The organism is Pseudomonas agronomica (assembly GCF_025917275.1).
GTDB lineage: Bacteria > Pseudomonadota > Gammaproteobacteria > Pseudomonadales > Pseudomonadaceae > Aquipseudomonas > Aquipseudomonas agronomica.
The window spans coordinates 1-16,056 of the sequence record NZ_JAOSHO010000078.1 but is presented as its reverse complement, the minus strand read 5'-3'; the positions used below and the strand labels follow the sequence as shown (position 1 = coordinate 16,056).

The window sequence follows — 16,056 nt, the reverse complement described above, 5'->3', positions numbered from 1 at the left end:
GGCCGCGTTCGGACGATCTTTTGAGTTGGATCTTTCGCTTGCGACTCAACTGTCTGGGACAAGATCGCAGCCTCGTTGCACTCGACAGCTCCTACAGGCCCACGGGAATAAGATTGCGGCCTATAGTGTTTGGCCCAATTGATCGAGCAGCGCCTTGAGCGCTTTGCGCTCGGCTTCCGAGCCCCGGGCGACGACCTGCGTCACTTGTCGCTCAATCAGTTCCAGCGTCGATGGCTGGGAAGGCAGGTTCAGGTGCTCCGGCAAAATCTCATCACCGGCACTCACCAACAACGCAAAATGAATGACGTTTTCCAATTCACGGGTATTGCCCTGCCAATTGTGCTGTTCCAGCGCATGCTGCGCCGCTTCGCTGATCAACGGCACGGTGAACCCAAGGCGCTGGCTATAGATACCCAGAAAATATTCGGCCAGGGACAAAATGTCGCCCACCCTCTCGCGCAAGGCCGGCAGCTCGAGTTGGCCCTCGCTCAGGTAGTGATAGAGCCGATCGTGGAATTTCCCGACGGCCACCGCTTGGGCCAAGTCGATGCTGGTGGCCGCGACCAGTCGGACATCCACCGGACTAGGCTGATGCGCGCCGACACGGGTGACCTCGTGGTTCTCCAGGGCCGCCAGTAATTTGATCTGGATCGGCAACGGCAAGTCGCCGATTTCATCCAGGTACAGCGTGCCGCCGTTGGCCGAACCAAACCACCCCGCCCGGCTGCTGACCGAGCCGCTATGGCTGCCAGCGGCATAGCCGAACAATTCGGCATCGGCGTAGGTCGGGCTGATGGCGCCGCAATTGACCGAGACAAACAACCCGCCGCGATTGCTTTCGCGATGGATGTGCCGGGCCAGCAATTCCTTGCCAGTGCCGGTTTCACCTCGAATCAATACCGAAACCGACCGTGGCGCCAGTTGCTCCAGTTCCTGGCGCAATTGCCGCGAGCGTGGATCGACGAACACCAGCGCCTTGGCGCGGATGCTCAGGGGGCTTTTTTCCGCATCGGGAAAGGTCAGCAAGGGCTGACCAAAGGTTTCATGCAAACTCATGGCAGGCTCCCGCCCCAAACCGCCGGGAGACGGAGGGCGCTAAAAATTCAGGCGCGACGCAGGGCGTGATGCTCCATGCGGTTTTGCAGACGATAGAGATAAGCGAATCCCTGCTCCCAACGCTGGTGGCCGGACTTCACATTGATATGCCCCGCCCCGGCCAGGATCCCGGCCTCGGCGCCCCAGTTGCGGGCCAGCTCCAAGGCGCGCGGGGCACTGACCGCCGCGTCGTTGTCGGAACTGACCACTTGGCTGGGGAACGGCAGCATTGTCGTGGGGATCGGCGCGAAATTGCGCAGCGCCGGAGCACAGGCCGGCCGCTCCACATCCGCCGGCGCGACCAACAATGCACCGCGCACCTGTCGCAGCAATTGCACCGGCGCGGTAGCGGCCCAATGGGCCACCGTGATGCAGCCCAGGCTGTGGGCGATGAGGATCACCGGTGTGCTATCTGCGGCGACAGCTTCTGCCAACGCGGCGACCCAATCTTCCCGCCTTGTTCAAACAGCTCGGCCTGCCCGACGATGCCGTCAGCATCGACCAGTTCATCGCCAGCCATTCGCCACTCAAACCGGATCTGCATCTGGCCGATGCCTTTTTCTGGAGCGAGGGCCAGCGGCAATTGCTGCGCGACGAAATTCTTGAAGATGCCGACTGGGCGGTGGTGGTGGATCAGCTCGACGTGCTGCTGCGCAAAGGCCGTAGCGATTGAGGCTTATGCTGCAATACCTGTGGGAGCGAGCTTGCTCGCGATAGCAGACTGTCAGTCAATCCTGATGCAACAGACCCATCGATATCGCGAGCAAGCTCGCTCCCACAGGTATTGCAGCATAAGCCTCAATCGCTACGGCCTTTGCGCAGCAGCACGTCGAGCTGATCCACCACCACCGCCCAGTCGGCATCTTCAAGAATTTCGTCGCGCAGCAATTGCCGCTGGCCCTCGCTCCAGAAAAAGGCATCGGCCAGATGCAGATCCGGTTTGAGTGGCGAATGGCTGGCGATGAACTGGTCGATGCTGACGGCATCGTCGGGCAGGCCGAGCTGTTTGAACAAGGCGGGAAGGGTGTGGACCGGGGTTTCCATGGGAGCTCCTGAGCATGAACAGATGGCGGGGGCGCTTCTCTCGAAGTCTAGTCCTATGGCGTGGACACCGAGCCCTTTGTCTTGGCTTCGACCATTCTCAGCGACTCCAGCGATTGGTAAGGCACCTGCGCCCAACGTTCTACCTGATCGCGCAACAGGGGTGACGCCTCCCGGCGCTTGTCCTCGCTATCGCCAGCAAATAACTGCGCCGGCTGCTTGGCATGCTGCCCCACCGCCGAGAAGGCTTGCCCGCGTTGTTCGGTGTCCAATCGGAAAAAACCGGCTAGCCGGCCTGCCATCGCCTCGGGTAATTCGTTGTAATTGACCGCCGTTCCGGCAAACGCCCGGCAGTGCTCCAGCCCCGCCTGCAACAGCCGTCCCAATCGCCGTGCAACATAATCTTCCTGGCCATCAAACGGCGTTCCGTCGTCCAGCACGCTTGCCCCGATCAACCCCGGCACCATGTGCATGCCGGGGCGGCGCATATGGGAAACTGCGATTTCCAGCGGATCGCGGTAGAGGAACAGCCAGGGCGTATCGGGAAAGCACTCGCGCAAGAGCGCCAGTTCACCGATGTTCCAGGCGTCGAGCTTGACGGCCAACCGCTGCTCCACACCTCGGCGGCGCTGCCCGTAGGCTGACATCAAGCCCTTGAGCGCCACGCACCGTTCGGCAGTCGCCAACTCACTTCGCAGCAGCGCGTCCAGGGGCGGCGGTTCGGAGACAACGATGTGGTCGTCCAATTGGGCGAGCATCTGGCTGATCAGTGTCGAGCCGCAGCGCGAAGCATGAAAAATGAATACGCCGGGCTCAAGTCCCGGGCTTTGTCGTTGCCACTGACCGAGGGCGTCAAGCGCAGTCTGGCGGCGGAACGCTTGGTTGAACGGCAAGCGCAGGGCTTGCTCGACGGCATCGCTGAAGAAAGGTTGCGACAACCGCTGGTCACCGAACCAGCACCAGTCGACCCGCCACTGCCCCGCCTCTTGCCAAAGGCGGATCGGTAGCCAGCCCTCCAGGTTCAGGTCTTCCATTGGTCGCTCCACTGCCTGCGACCGGTGCGCATGGCGGCGCACAGTTCTTCCCGGGTGAAATGAAACCCCTGCTCCGCCCCCAGCGCCAGGGCTGATTCAATGAACGCGTCCAGGTCCTGCAGGCTCTGTAACGCCCGGGCAAGGTGTGGATCAGCCTCCACGCGCCGCTGAAAGCAGGCCAAGTCATTTTGCTCGACCCCGGCGATGGGCGTGGAGATCAGCCCATCGGCAATCTGCCGTTCCAACCACGGTCCGGGACGGCAATCGAGGACCAAGTGAACCCGCACCCGGTCACTTCGATTAGCCACGCGATGCGGACGCGCCAGGTCAAGGAACCAGCACTCCCCCGCTTTCATCGGAATGATCTGCCCGTCCAGCCAGAAATCCACGTCAGGCGGGCTGAGCAGCGGAACGTGCAGGCGCAAGTCGGCATCCGGCCCGCCCAGGTCATAGTCGCGATGTTCGTGGATGCGTCCGCCAGGCCCCAACCGCAACAGACGGGCCGAGACGATATCCAGCGGCCAGTCGCGTAGCGCCTGTCGCCAACGCTCGTCCTCCAGCCAGGGCGCACGCGGCAGCGGCCTGCCGCGTCCGGGCGACAGTTCGGTCAAGGCGTCGGCCGCGGAAATCAGCGCGACGCCGCTCCAATCACCGCTGTAATAGGCCGTATTGAAGTGGCCTTTCCAACGATCCTCTTCGACGCCGGCCAACGCCTGCAGCAGCAGCGGCAGGTTTACCGTGACGGGCAACCGGGAAAACGCCGCAAGCGCCATCCCGGCACTCCGTTATTGCGCCACCGGCGGCGTTGCCACCGCGATGTCCCCTTGGGCCCAGGCCGCTTCGCGGTTAGCCAGCGCAGTGGCAATCGACTGTACCTCGGTCGATTGCACTTCGTTTGGCAGCGGGTCGAGACCGGCGCTGGCGAAGATCTGTCCATAGGCGTTGCGCAGGTCGGCATAGGCCAGGTCCCGGCGCAGGTCGGCCTGCAAGGTGTTCAATTCGCCTTGGATCAGATCCAATTCCCCGATGCCTGCGGCCTGATGACGGCTGCGCAATTGGCCGACGATCTGCCCATCGATGTCCGACAGTTGCTGGCTGGTCTTGAACTGGCGCAGCGCTTCCCGGTAGTTCGCGTTGGCGACGTACAGCTGCGCCAGCACGGCGATCGACATGGCCTGGCGCCGCGCCGCCGCGACTTCTTCGCCGGCCTTGGCCACATCGATGGCCGCCGGAGCGGAGATGACGTTGAACAGGTTCCAGGTGACTTTCACGCCATAGTCGGCCCAGCCCTGTTCGACCAGGAACGAGTTGCTGTCGTAATGTCCGCCGGCCGAGAACTCCAGGCCTGGCAGCAGGCGCAACATGGCCTTGCGGGTTTCGGCGGCGGTGATGCGGGTCTGGTAATCCTGCTCGCGCAGTTCCGGCCGGCTGGCCAGGGCTTCCTGTTCGAGGCGAGCCAAGTCGACCTTGAGTTCCGGGATGGCGTATTCATCCTGGGTCGCCAGGGTCAGCTCGGTGCCCAGCGGCAGGTTGATCAGGGTCGCCAGTTCGGTCTTGGCCAAGGACAAGGCCCGGCGCTGTTCTTCCAACTGACGGGTGGCCTGGATCAGCGAACGCTGGTAACCCAGGGCTTGTACTGGGTCACCGATGCGCTGCTCGCTCATGCTCTGGCTGTTGCCACGTGCCGTCTCGACCCGCGCCATCAGGCTGTCGATCTGCTTGAGCAGACGCTCGGCGGCCATGGCTCGCCAGTAGGCCGAACGCACGTCCTGGACGATCGTGTTGATCACCTTGCGCCGGCGCTCCTGCACGATCAGCCGCTGGTCACCGGCCTGCTTGGCGCTGATGTAACTGACGCCGAAATCGAGAACGTTCCAGACCATGGTCAGGTCCGCCACCTCACGGTCACGGTCTTGAGACGTGGACGGTTCCAGGGACTGGGTACCGGTTTCCACGCTCTGGCTACTGGAAGCGTTGACGTTGTTGCGGCCCACGTAGCCCGCGTCCAGGGCCATGCGCGGCAACATGTCGAAACTGGCCAGGTCCAATTGGCGCTTGGCCAACGCCTCTTCCATGATTTTCAAGCGGCCCTCAAGGTTGTACTTCACCGCGCGGGCCATGGCCTGGTGCAAGGTCAGTGGTCCACTGAGGGGCTCCTGGTCCTTGTACATATTCTGCAGGTCGGTGCGGGCACGCTGCTCGCTGACGCTGCGATCGATCGGCTCGCTGGTGACCGCACAACCGCTGACCACCAACGCCAGCAGACTCATACCGAATAACTTCTGACTTCTATTCATCCCTGGATTGCCCCTGGCTGCCGTATTTTTCTTATGGAATTCTCACGCCTGCACTTGGCGGGTGCCGGCCTGTTGCAAAGCCATCGCCAGGCTGTCCACCTGACGTTGCTCTGTGTCTTTGAGTTGCTGCAACTGCTGGCCCAGGGTCGGTGCGCCGAATACCCCGCGCATGCCTTGGGACGCATCGCCTCCCTTGATCGCCTGGTTGTCGAAGGCATCCAGCGATTCGCCCTCGGAACTGGCGTCCTGGTTGAACAGGCTTGAGATCGTGCTGCTGCCGAACACCCCGCCATCGCCGCCACCAAAGCCCAGGAACCCCTGGCCTGAACCGTCCCCGGCGGCGTCGCTGCTGAACACTTGGGCGATATAGCTGGGCGCCAGCTCGCCACGGTTGATGAAGATGCTTCCAATAGGATCGAGACCGCCAACATCGCGCTGCTCGAACAGCGGCGGGAAGCCCAGCGGCGAGCCCAGGTTGCCGGTTGGCGGAGTGAAGACGATCGGCTGCAACGGCACCTCGGACGGTGGGATGACCGTCACTGGGTCCGATGTCAGGAAGTCCGGTGGTGGCTTCACATCGTTGGGCACCACGGTGTCGATCGCGTAGTTGTTGGACACCGCCACGCTTGATCCGGCATTGCCCGACAGGTCGCTGACGTTGCTGGTGTCCAAGGCAATGAAATTGCTCGGGTCGGTGAGGTTCACGGTGGGCGTGAAGGTCGCCGTCCAGGTCTTGCCGCCGTCGCTGCTGGTCAGGTTGCTCAGTTCGCCGTTGGTGACGCTCAGGTCCGACAGGTCGAAGTCCGTCACCGCTTCGCTGAAGGTGAAAGTCACCTGGGTCGTCTGGCCCACGCCCAGGGTCGGGTTGGCGACCACGATGGTCGCGGTCGGCCGGGTCGCATCGAGGGCATAGTTGGCGGAGATGGCGATGCCCACGCCGGCGTTGCCGGCGCTGTCCTGCACATTGCTGGCATCCAGCAGGATCAGGTTGGTGGCGTCGTTGACACCCACCGTTGGCGTCAGGGTCGCCGTCCAGGTCAGGCCGCCATCGCTGCTGGCGAGGTTGGACAGCACGCCATTGGCGACGCTGAGGTCCGACAGGTCGAAACCGGACACCGCCTCGGTGAAGCTGATGGTCACGGTGGTGGTCTGGCCGATGCCCAGCGAGGTATCGGCCACCACGATGGTCGCGCCCGGGCGCACGGTGTCGATTGCGTAGTTGTTGGAGCTGACCACGCCAACACCGCTGTTGCCCGAAACGTTGGTGACGCCACCGGTGTCCAGGCTGATCAGGTTGCTGGTGTCTGTGATGTTGCTCGCCGGCGTGAACGTTGCCGTCCAGGTGACGCCGCCATCGGTGGACGACACATTGCTCAGCGTCCCGTTGCTGACGGTCAGGTCGCTGTTGTCAAAGCCGCTGACCGCTTCGGAGAAGGTGATCGTCACCAGCGACGTTTCGCCCACGCTCAGCGCGGTATCGGCGACGACGACAGTGGCGGTCGGTACGCGAGTCTCGACCGCGTAATTGGCCGAATCGGTAGTGCCGGTTCCGGTGTTGCCCGCCGCATCGCTCACCGAGGTGTTGTCGAGAATGATCAGGTTGGTGGTGTCGCTCACGCCCAGGGTCGGGGTAAACGTGGCGGTCCAGGTCAGGCCGCCATCACTGCTGCTCACGGCGCTCAAGGTGCCGTTGGCAACACTCAGGTCATCGTTGCTGAAACCGCTCACCGCCTCACTGAAGGTAATGGTCACCTGGGCGGTTTCGCCCGGTCTCAGTGACGAATCACTGAGCACGATGGTGGCAGTCGGACGCTGGGTATCGAGGGCGTAATTGTTGGAATCTGTCGTGCCGACGTTGCCGTTGCCCGCCAGATCGATGATGCCGCCGCTGTTGAGCGAAATCACGTTGCTGCTGTCATTGACCCCGTTGGTGGGCGTGAAGGTCGCGGTCCAGGTGATCCCGCCGTCGCTGCTGCTCAGCCCGGAGATCGTACCGTTGGCAACGGTCAGGTCAGCGGAGGTGAACGCCGTCACGGCCTCGCTGAACGTGATGGTCACCAACGAGGTTTCGCCGGCTGCGATGGCGGTGTCGGCCACGACGATGGTCGCGGTCGGACGCACCGTATCCACCACGTAGTTGTTGGAGTCGGTGGTGCCGACACCGGCGTTGCCCGCCACGTTGATCACGCCAGTGTTGTCCAGGGTGATCACGTTGCTGGTATCGGAAATGCTGGTGCTCGGCGTGAAGGTGGCGGTCCAGGTGACGCCGCCGTCGGTACTGCTCATCGTGCCCAGGGTACCGTTGCTGACGGTCAGGTCCGAATTGTCGAAGCCACTGACCGCCGAGTTGAACGTCACGGTCACGATCGTCGTTTCGCCAATGCCCAAGGTGCTGTCGGCGACCACGATGGTCGCCGTCGGTACATTGGTATCAACCTGGTAGTTGTTGGAATTGGTGGTACCGGTGCCGGTATTGCCCGCCCCATCAGTGACGCCGGTGTTATTCAGGGTAATGACGTTGGACGTATCGCTGACGCCGAGGGCCGGCGTGAAAGTAGCGGTCCAGGTGATGCCGCCATCGCTGCTGCTCACTGCGCTCAACGTGCCGTTGGCCACGCTCAGGTCCGAATTGTCGAAACCTGTGACCGCTTCGGAAAAGGTGATGGTCACCAGGGAGGTTTCGCCCACGCTCAACGCGGTGTCGGCGATCACGATGGTGGCCGTCGGGCGCTGGGTGTCGACGGCGTAATTGTTGGAGTCGGTGGTGCCACTGCCCGTGTTGCCCGCGACGTCCACCACGCCCGTATTGTTGAGGGTGATCAGGTTAGTGGCGTCGGTGACGCCTGCCGACGGCGTGAAGGTCGCCGTGTAGGTGATGTTATCGCTGGTGCTCAGGCCGCTCAGGCTGCCATTGGCGACGGTCAGGTCCGCCAGGGTGAAACCCGTCACCGCCTCGTTGAAGGTAATCGTCACCACTGAGGTTTCGCCGACGCCGACCGCCGTGTCAGCGACCACGATCGTTGCCGTCGGACGCGCGGTGTCGATGGCGTAGTTGTTGGAATCGGTGGTGCCGCTGCCCGTATTGCCCGCCGCGTCCGTCACGCCGGTGTTATCCAGGGTGATGAGGTTGCTGGTGTCGCTGATGCTGGCGCTTGGCGTCAGCGTTCCGGTCCAGGTGATGCCGCCGTCGCCGCTGCTGAGGCCGGTGACCGTACCGTTGTCGACCGTCAGGTCGGCGGCGGTAAAGCCTGTTACCGCTTCGTTGAAGGTGATAGTCACCAGGGCGGTTTCGCCGACGCTCAACGAGGTATCGCTGACGACGATGCTGGCGGTGGGACGCTGGGTATCGACGGCGTAATTGTTGGAGCTGGTGGTACCGCTGCCGGCATTGCCCGCTGCGTCCGCCACGCCGGTATTGGCGAGGACAATCAGGTTGGTGGCGTCGCTGATGCTGGCGCTCGGGGTCAGCGTTGCGGTCCAGGTGATGCCGCCGTCGCTGGTGCTCAGTCCGCTCAAGCTGCCGTTGGCGACGGTCAGGTCGGCCAGGGTGAAGCCCGTGACAGCCTCGCTGAAGGTAATCGTCACCAGGGACGTTTCGCCGACGCTCAGCGCCGTATCGGCGACCACGATGCTCGCGGTCGGACGCTGGGTGTCGATGGCGTAGTTGTTCGAGTCTGTGGTGCCGCTGCCGGCGTTGCCGGCCAGGTCGGCAATGCCGGTGTTGTCCAGGGTGATGAGGTTGCTGGTGTCGCTGGTGCTGGCGCTCGGGGTCAGCGTTGCGGTCCAGGTGATGCCGCCGTCGCTGGTGCTCAGCCCGCTCACGCTGCCATTGGCAACGGTCAGGTCCGCCGCGGTGAAACCACTCACGGCCTCGCTGAAGGTAATGGTCACCACCGAGGTTTCGCCGGCGCTCAACGCGGTGTCGGCGACCACGATGGTGGCGGTCGGACGTTGCGTGTCGATGGCGTAGTTGTTGGAGTTGGTGGTCCCTACGCCGGCGTTGCCATTGAGGTCCGCCACGCCGGTGTTATTCAGCACAATGAGATTGGAGGTGTCGGTGACAGTCGCATCCGGTGTCAGGGTGGCGGTCCAGGTGATACCACCATCGCTGGTGCTCAGGCCGCTGAGCGTCCCGTTGGCCACCGTCATGTCGGCCGTGGTGAAGCCGGAGACGGCCTCGGAGAAGGTGATCGTGACCGTCGAGGTCTCGCCAATCCTCAGGGCCGTGTCGCTCACCACGATGGACGCCGTGGGCGCCACGGTGTCGTTGACGATGTAGTTGTTCGAATCGGTGGTGCCCACCCCGGCGTTACCGGCCAGGTCGGCCACGCCAGTGTTGTTCAGGGTGATGATATTGGTGGTGTCGGCGATGTTGCTGGCTGCGGTCAACGTGCCGGTCCAGGTGATGCCGCCGTTGCTGGTGGTCAAGGTGCCAACGGTGCCGTTCTGTACCGTCAGGTCCGCCGCGGTGAGGCCGGTCACGGCTTCGGAGAAGGTGATGGTCACCGTCGACGTACCACCGGAGTTCAGGTTGGTGTTGGCCACCACGACGGTCGCGGTGGGCGGCGTCTCGTCCGGCACATAGTTGGTGTTTATGGTGCCGCCATCGCCGTAGACGTTGGCCACTGAGGCCGGAGAAACTCCTGCGGTACCGGCACTTGTCCCGCCTACGCCACTGCCGCCGACGTTGCCAGCCAGGGCGGCGAAGTTCGCGGCGGTGATCAGGATCGAACCTTTGTTCCAGATGGCGCCGACACCGACGCCGCCCGCACCGCCCGCCTGGAGATAGCTACCGCCGGCGCCACCGCCGCCACCGCCACCACCCGCGCCGACGTTGTTGGAAATGACCGAATTGCCAATGATCCGCAGGGTCGCGCCGGTGTCGTTGTAGATACCACCGACCGCACCGCCGCCGTCGCCGCCGAAGTTGTCATACCCGTCACCACCGCCGCCACCGCCGATGGACAAGCCACCGCTGCTGGCCGTGCCGCCGGCCGAACCGGTGCTGTAGCCCGGATAGGCTGCACCGCCCGCGCCACCCGTGGTGGAACCGCCACGCCCGCCAATGTTGAAGAAGCCGCCACCCGCGCCACCCTGCCCGGCCGTGCCGCTGGAACCCGTGGCGTTGAGCGTGTCGCCGCCCTTGCCGCCGATACCGCTACCGACCGCACCACCGCCACCACCGCCGCCGCCGGCGTACATCGGCGTCACACCGCCGCCGCCACCGCCACCCGAAGCGGCATTCGCGGTCACCGTGACGTTGCGCAGGGTCAAGGTGCCGGCGTTGTAGATACCTCCGCCCTGGGACACCAGCGCGTCATCGCCGCCATTGCCGCCGTTGCCGGCCGCCATGCCCCGGGTAATCACCAGGCCATCGAGGGTGGCCGTGGTGCCGGATGTCACGTTGATGATCTGGGTGCGGTATTGCCCATCCAGGGTCACGTCGGCCACGTTGTCGTTGTTGAGGTCGCCATCGATGGTGACGTTCTTGTTGACCACCAGCACCGACGTCAGCCCGACGGTCATGCTGGTGTTGAACGTGACGATGTCGCCGTTCTGCGCAGACGCCAGGGCAGCGCGCAAGGAACCGACGCCAGTGTTGAGGTTGTTGGTGGCGGTCCAGGTGGCCAGGCCCCATTGGTATTCGCTCATGGCCTTGCTCGACAGCGCATTGGTGCTTTCGATGCTGCCGGTGGCGATTTCCAGGTTCCAATCGCCGCCCAGGCCGGTGCGGTCGTCGGAAGCGGCCACGTCCCGGCCGGTCAGCTGCGCCAGCGAGTTGACCAGGCTCATGCCGCGGTCGCCTTCGGCGGTGTAGCAGCCATAGATCAGGATATCGCCGCCAGCGTTCATGTCCTTGCCGATCTGCGCCAGCACTTCGCTGCGCGCCTGGACGTTGTCGGCCGACAGGTAGCTGTTGCCCAGCCACAGATCACCGGCGTTACCGTGGGCAATGATCTGTACCGAACTGACGCCCTGGTGGGTGTCCAGGTAATCGGCGATCTGCTGCAAGCCGTCCTTGGTGCCGTCCAGCTGCACCACCTCGGTACCCGGCGCCACGCCTTGCAACAACTGGGCGGAGTCCTTCACGCGGGAATCGACGAACACCACGGACTTGCCCGGAACGGCCGCTTCGGTGGCATCGACCTGGCCCTGGGGCGCATGGCTGTCGGATGGCTGGTCCGCCGTTGGCGTCTTCGCGGCGTCGGCGGTCGGGTGCGCATCCGGCTGCGCGGCATCGGCCACGGTCGCGGCCACCGCGCCGTCGAAGAGCATTCGCGGCTCCAGCGACATGATCATTGGCGATGCCAGGGCCTGTGCGCCCTCGGTTACCCGCGATTTGCCTTTGCTCCACCACATGACGATCACCCGGACTCGAACTTTCTTAAACGCAAATGATAAAAACCGCGATCAACTGATCGCGGCGTCGGCTTTCATGCGAATGACATTGGCGGCACTGGCCGTGCCATCGCGCCAGAACGACAATTCGGCATATTTATCGAACAGATCCGGCGGCAGCAGCGTCCGTCGGGCTTGCGGTGCAACCTTGGGCTTGACCTTGTGCAGGCCGGCAACACCCAAGGCCTGATCGAAGGCCGGGGCGTCGTAGGTCAAGTGATTGAAGTCGTGCTCGAACCACGGCTCGCCGATGAATTCGTAGACCAACCGCATGACGCGTTCAGGCGCCTGGCTCAACAAGTCGTAATCAACGATCAACAGCGATTCGGCGTTTTCGCCGTAATACGCTTCTTTCAGCGCAGTCCAGGCGAAACCCACCAGGCGGTTGCGCTGGGCCAGGGTTTCACAACGGCTGTAGACGGTATTGCGCTCGTCATCGTCGTTGAACAGCTTGGTGTTTTCGAAGGGATTGGCGCGGTAGAGCCGCTCCAGGCTGTCGAGGATCCAGGCGACATTGCGCACGCAGGCGATGGTCTTGGCTTGGGGAAACAGGTCCTGCAGGGCAGGCAGGCGCGCGCACCATTGGCGGTTGGTGTCGAAGATGACCGGCTTATCGGATTTGTCGGCGTAGTAGGAATCGAAGAGGCCGCGCAGCAGGCGGCGACGCAGTTCGGTGTCGATCACCGAACCGAACTCGCTGCCGGCACTGCATTGCTGCAAGACGCTGCTGAACAGCGTACCGACGGGACTGGTCATGCCGGCGTGAAAGCGCGGGTTCTGCAACAGAATGGCAGAAAGCAGGGTCGAGCCTGAGCGCGGTAAACCGGAAATAAAGTGAAACTGCGGCAATCCATTCACCTTGTTTGTAGTCCTTTGTAGCCGAAGCGTAGCCGAGTAAAAAAACTTCGCCTAGTGGTGTTTTGATATCAAACGCATCAAACCCTGTAAAAAAGATGGACGGTATGGAGACCCCTTCACGTGAATCGATTAAGCCAGCCGAGCCCACATTTTCATTCCATCCACCCGGCAAAATCAGGCATCCCCGTCTACGCTCAGCCGTGCGTGACCAGGCCAGGGAATGAAGGAGTCGGGCTGATCGCACTCTTGTCCTTCACGTGCCAGGCATTGCAAGACCCATAACCTGAAGGACGAGGAATCTATGGAAGTATTCATTGGCACTATCCAATCATTCGCCTTTAACTTTGCACCCAGGGACTGGGCCCTGTGCAACGGGCAGACGCTCGCCCTTGCTCAGTACCAGACCCTTTTTGCGCTGATCGGCGTGACGTACGGCGGCAACGGCCAGACCACCTTCATGCTGCCCAACCTGCAGGGACGCATGCCCGTCGGCCAGGGCGACGGGCTGGGCCTGACTCCACGGGTGATTGGCGAGATTTCCGGCACGGAGAATGTCAGCGCAACGCTGAACAACCTGCCCAACCACACCCATGCGTTGACCGGCATTACCGCCGCCACCACGCTGCAACTGGCGAATCCGGCCAGCAACCCGGTGAACACGCCGACGGCCACCAACTCGTTCATCGGCACCTCGGGCACCGGGCCCGGCTCGGCGGCGATCTATTCCGATCAGATAGGTGCTTCACCGGTGCCATTGCAAGGCGTGACCACGGTGGTCAGCGGCACGGTTTCCCCCACCGGCGGCAGCACGCCGATGGCGATCATGAACCCATTCCTGGCGATCAACTTCAGCATCGCGCTGCAAGGCTATTTCCCATCCCGCAACTGACCACCCGCCGGAAGGCCCCGGCCTTCCGGCTCTTGGGAGCAACGATATGCTGCAACAGGTTCACAGCCGCCATTTCCAACCGCTGCTCGGCCAGACCAGCCACCTGACCTTGCCCGACGGCAGCTGCCTGCCCGTGCGGATCGAAACCCTGGAAGAAGCACCCCGGGCGAAAATGCCCAGCAGCGAGCGCATGCCGTTCAGCGTCGAATTCAACAGCCTGGAAAGCACCGACTTCGTCGATGGGCTCTGCGCATTGGAAGTGCCGGAATTGGGCAGGCTCGAAGGGGTGTTCGTATCACGGGTACCGCCGATGGGACGGGATCCGGCGGTGGGGTATTTTTATATTGCGTTTAATTGATGGGATTTTGCTTAGTTTGTGGGAGCGTCTTTGCTCGCGATGGCCCCCGTCCAGACCATCATGCTGCTCGCCCAAGCTACTTAAATTTCATCAGCAAATACACAACTACCGCCCAGACTAAGGAAGCGTACACGATCGCCAAAAAAACAGTCAAAAGGCGTTTCAGACGCGGTGGGAAATTTTCAATATCTGTTGGATCTACATTACCGCTCAGTATATTTGCCCTTGGAAACACTACCATTCCGGCGATTTTCACGATCAGTATGATCCCCCCGACCCAGCCTCGCCTCCGCCATGCGGGGCCCCAAAGATGGATGTAGCGGCTGTTATTCAGGGCCTGCATCATGGCGTTCAAATGTCGGCGGCTCAGATAGAGGCAGAATAAAAAGCTCGAAAAGCCCAGCAGGGTGGGGCCGGCCATAAAACAAAAAGCCAGCCAAGACTTCCAGAACTCCTCCGGTATCATTGCAAAATTTCCTCGTACAGTATTTCCCCAATCCCCTCGCCCCCATAGCACCCAGCGTCGTACCTCCCCACGCACCAGCCGCCACCACCGCGCCGACGCAGAGAACACCTCCAATGCCGGTCGTGACTCCTAGCAGTAAGCAAACAGAACCACTCGCAGCAGAAGCACCGACCCCTCCAATCCAGCCACCAACTGCTGACCCGACAAATTTCCCTCCCTCAGTAAACCTGACCCGCTCACAAGCCTCCTCTGAACCCCCGTTGCACACAGCCTGAACCGCCAGCACAGAAGACACCCCACCAATCCCAATACCAACATACCCACCCATCTGCATATATTTCGCAGCACGACTAGTGCTTTCCACATGCGTGGCGTACCCCGGTATCTGCCCCGGCGCGCCAGCTTTGTTCCAGTGATGAACCAGACTGCGACTCGAAATGCCCAAGGCGGTTTTCAGTTTGGGATGGTCGCCCAGTGTCGTATGGCCGCGCAGGCGGCTGGAGTTCAGCAAGTGCGCATCCAACTGGGCGAGCAGGAGTTTGCGTTCGGCAAAGAATTGCGCCGATTTGAGATGTCCGTGCTGACGATAACTGTCCTGGTGCAAGCGCTCCATGGCTTGCAGGGTGTCGCGCAGGCTCGCCAGGTGTTTTTCCATCACCACGGCGCTCACGCCCAGCCAAGTCGAGGTCTGGCCGGTGAAGCTGGCGATCTCGGCCGCGTGGCGGTGCATGAAGTCGGCTTGTTCGGCCGTCAGGTCTTCGAGTGCGGCATTGACTGTTTCCGCCGCCGCCATCACCTGCGCTTCTTCGCGAGTGCATTGCAGGTTGTTCGGGTCGCTCAACACGATCATCGAGCCGGCTTTGACAACATCGCGGTGAGGGTTCAACGCTCGGAATTTGCGCAGCACCTGCGGGTCGGGCGCGGGGAATAGCGCGGCTTCCAAGGCTTCACGGCTCACGCTTTTAGGGACGACATAGAAACCTGGGTCCTGAGGTTCCAGATGGGTGGATGCTCCGAACGGCAGCTGGCTTGAGGGGGCGAAGCTCGAATGCCGCGGTGCAATCGGCGCGTCCACGGTGGGTTGAGAAGCCGGTTGAGCGGCGCGACTGGCTTGCGGTGCGACGTCCAATTTTCGGTAGGTAGCCCAGTGCACCGAGGGAATCAACTGCGCGTTGCAAGGACAGGTACTGTGACTGTCCAACGTGCCAGCCAGATGCTTGCCATGGCTGACCATGTGCGCGATACCGCCCCTGATCTGATAGGTTTTCCCGTCCCGGCCACAGGAAACGCGATCACCCTCACGGGCATGCAGCAGGCCAAACATATTGACCCCGCTATTGCCGTCCAGCACCTTCCCGCCACAGGTGGTCTTGTCGCCCAGGCCTATGAAATAACCCTCCTTCATCGCACGCCCTCCATCGTCACATCCGAGGACGGGGGCTGAACCTCCGCGAGCGTGAGGGCGGGTAAGAAATCCTCCGCCATCGGCACACCTTCACGGGTGAAGAGCAAGAAGCCCTCTTGGGGCGTGTTGATGATTTCATCGCCATTGCCGAGGCGACTGCCAACCAGGGCAATGTGACTGTTGGCTTCCCCTGCGGTGGTTACGATTTGCGCTG

At 62.5% G+C, this 16,056-nt stretch carries 11 protein-coding genes and 2 pseudogenes; 3 read left to right on the top strand and 10 right to left on the bottom strand.

What is annotated here, in order from left to right; translation table 11 throughout:
* Positions 1-120: 120 nt before the first annotated feature.
* Both OC610_RS08880 and OC610_RS08875 read right to left on the bottom strand, forming a co-directional pair.
* Positions 121-1,056 (bottom strand): sigma 54-interacting transcriptional regulator, encoded by a 936-nt coding sequence (locus OC610_RS08880; RefSeq protein WP_264427470.1) that lies wholly within the window; start codon positions 1,054-1,056, stop codon positions 121-123.
* A 47-nt stretch (positions 1,057-1,103) separates the two neighbouring features.
* A pseudogene (locus OC610_RS08875) lies at positions 1,104-1,553 on the bottom strand (alpha/beta hydrolase); the annotation flags it as partial.
* Here OC610_RS08875 and OC610_RS08870 point away from each other — a divergent pair.
* Positions 1,523-1,768 carry a DUF2789 domain-containing protein gene (locus OC610_RS08870; RefSeq protein ID WP_264427471.1) on the top strand — a complete coding sequence of 82 codons (246 nt, stop codon included), beginning with the start codon at positions 1,523-1,525 and terminating at the stop codon, positions 1,766-1,768. The pseudogene OC610_RS08875 and the gene OC610_RS08870 overlap by 31 nt on opposite strands.
* A gap of 125 nt (positions 1,769-1,893) precedes the next feature.
* Here OC610_RS08870 and OC610_RS08865 read toward each other — a convergent pair whose 3' ends face one another.
* The 6 genes from OC610_RS08865 to OC610_RS08840 are packed head-to-tail and all read right to left on the bottom strand — an operon-like array spanning position 1,894 to position 12,724.
* Entirely contained in the window at positions 1,894-2,139 is a 246-nt protein-coding gene (locus OC610_RS08865) for a DUF2789 domain-containing protein (RefSeq protein WP_181290286.1), read from the bottom strand.
* Between the two features lie 53 nt (positions 2,140-2,192).
* Positions 2,193-3,170 (bottom strand): sulfotransferase, encoded by a 978-nt coding sequence (locus OC610_RS08860; RefSeq protein WP_264427469.1) that lies wholly within the window; start codon positions 3,168-3,170, stop codon positions 2,193-2,195.
* Complete coding sequence (locus tag OC610_RS08855; protein ID WP_264427468.1) at positions 3,158-3,943, bottom strand: aspartyl/asparaginyl beta-hydroxylase domain-containing protein; 786 nt, start codon at positions 3,941-3,943, stop codon at positions 3,158-3,160. Before OC610_RS08855 ends, OC610_RS08860 begins: the two co-directional genes overlap by 13 nt.
* A gap of 12 nt (positions 3,944-3,955) precedes the next feature.
* On the bottom strand, positions 3,956-5,467 hold the full coding sequence (locus tag OC610_RS08850; protein WP_181290289.1) for a TolC family protein: 1,512 nt from the start codon (positions 5,465-5,467) through the stop codon (positions 3,956-3,958).
* A gap of 42 nt (positions 5,468-5,509) precedes the next feature.
* Complete coding sequence (locus OC610_RS08845; protein WP_264427467.1) at positions 5,510-11,827, bottom strand: Ig-like domain-containing protein; 6,318 nt, start codon at positions 11,825-11,827, stop codon at positions 5,510-5,512.
* Between the two features lie 51 nt (positions 11,828-11,878).
* A complete protein-coding gene (locus OC610_RS08840; RefSeq protein WP_264427466.1) occupies positions 11,879-12,724 on the bottom strand; it encodes a sulfotransferase family protein in 846 nt (281 codons plus the stop codon).
* A gap of 301 nt (positions 12,725-13,025) precedes the next feature.
* On the opposite strand from OC610_RS08840, the gene OC610_RS08835 reads away from it, so the two are divergent.
* Together OC610_RS08835 and OC610_RS08830 are read left to right on the top strand one after the other, a co-directional pair.
* Complete coding sequence (locus tag OC610_RS08835; protein ID WP_264427465.1) at positions 13,026-13,613, top strand: phage tail protein; 588 nt, start codon at positions 13,026-13,028, stop codon at positions 13,611-13,613.
* A 46-nt stretch (positions 13,614-13,659) separates the two neighbouring features.
* On the top strand, positions 13,660-13,971 hold the full coding sequence (locus tag OC610_RS08830) for a DUF6916 family protein (RefSeq protein WP_264427464.1): 312 nt from the start codon (positions 13,660-13,662) through the stop codon (positions 13,969-13,971).
* 326 nt (positions 13,972-14,297) lie between these two features.
* Here the strand turns inward: OC610_RS08830 and OC610_RS08825 are convergent, their stop codons facing one another.
* Positions 14,298-15,842, bottom strand: coding sequence for a PAAR domain-containing protein (locus tag OC610_RS08825; protein WP_264427463.1), 1,545 nt, complete (start codon positions 15,840-15,842; stop codon positions 14,298-14,300).
* Positions 15,839-16,056 (bottom strand): annotated as a pseudogene (locus OC610_RS08820) (hypothetical protein); the annotation flags it as partial. The pseudogene OC610_RS08820 and the gene OC610_RS08825, both read right to left, overlap by 4 nt.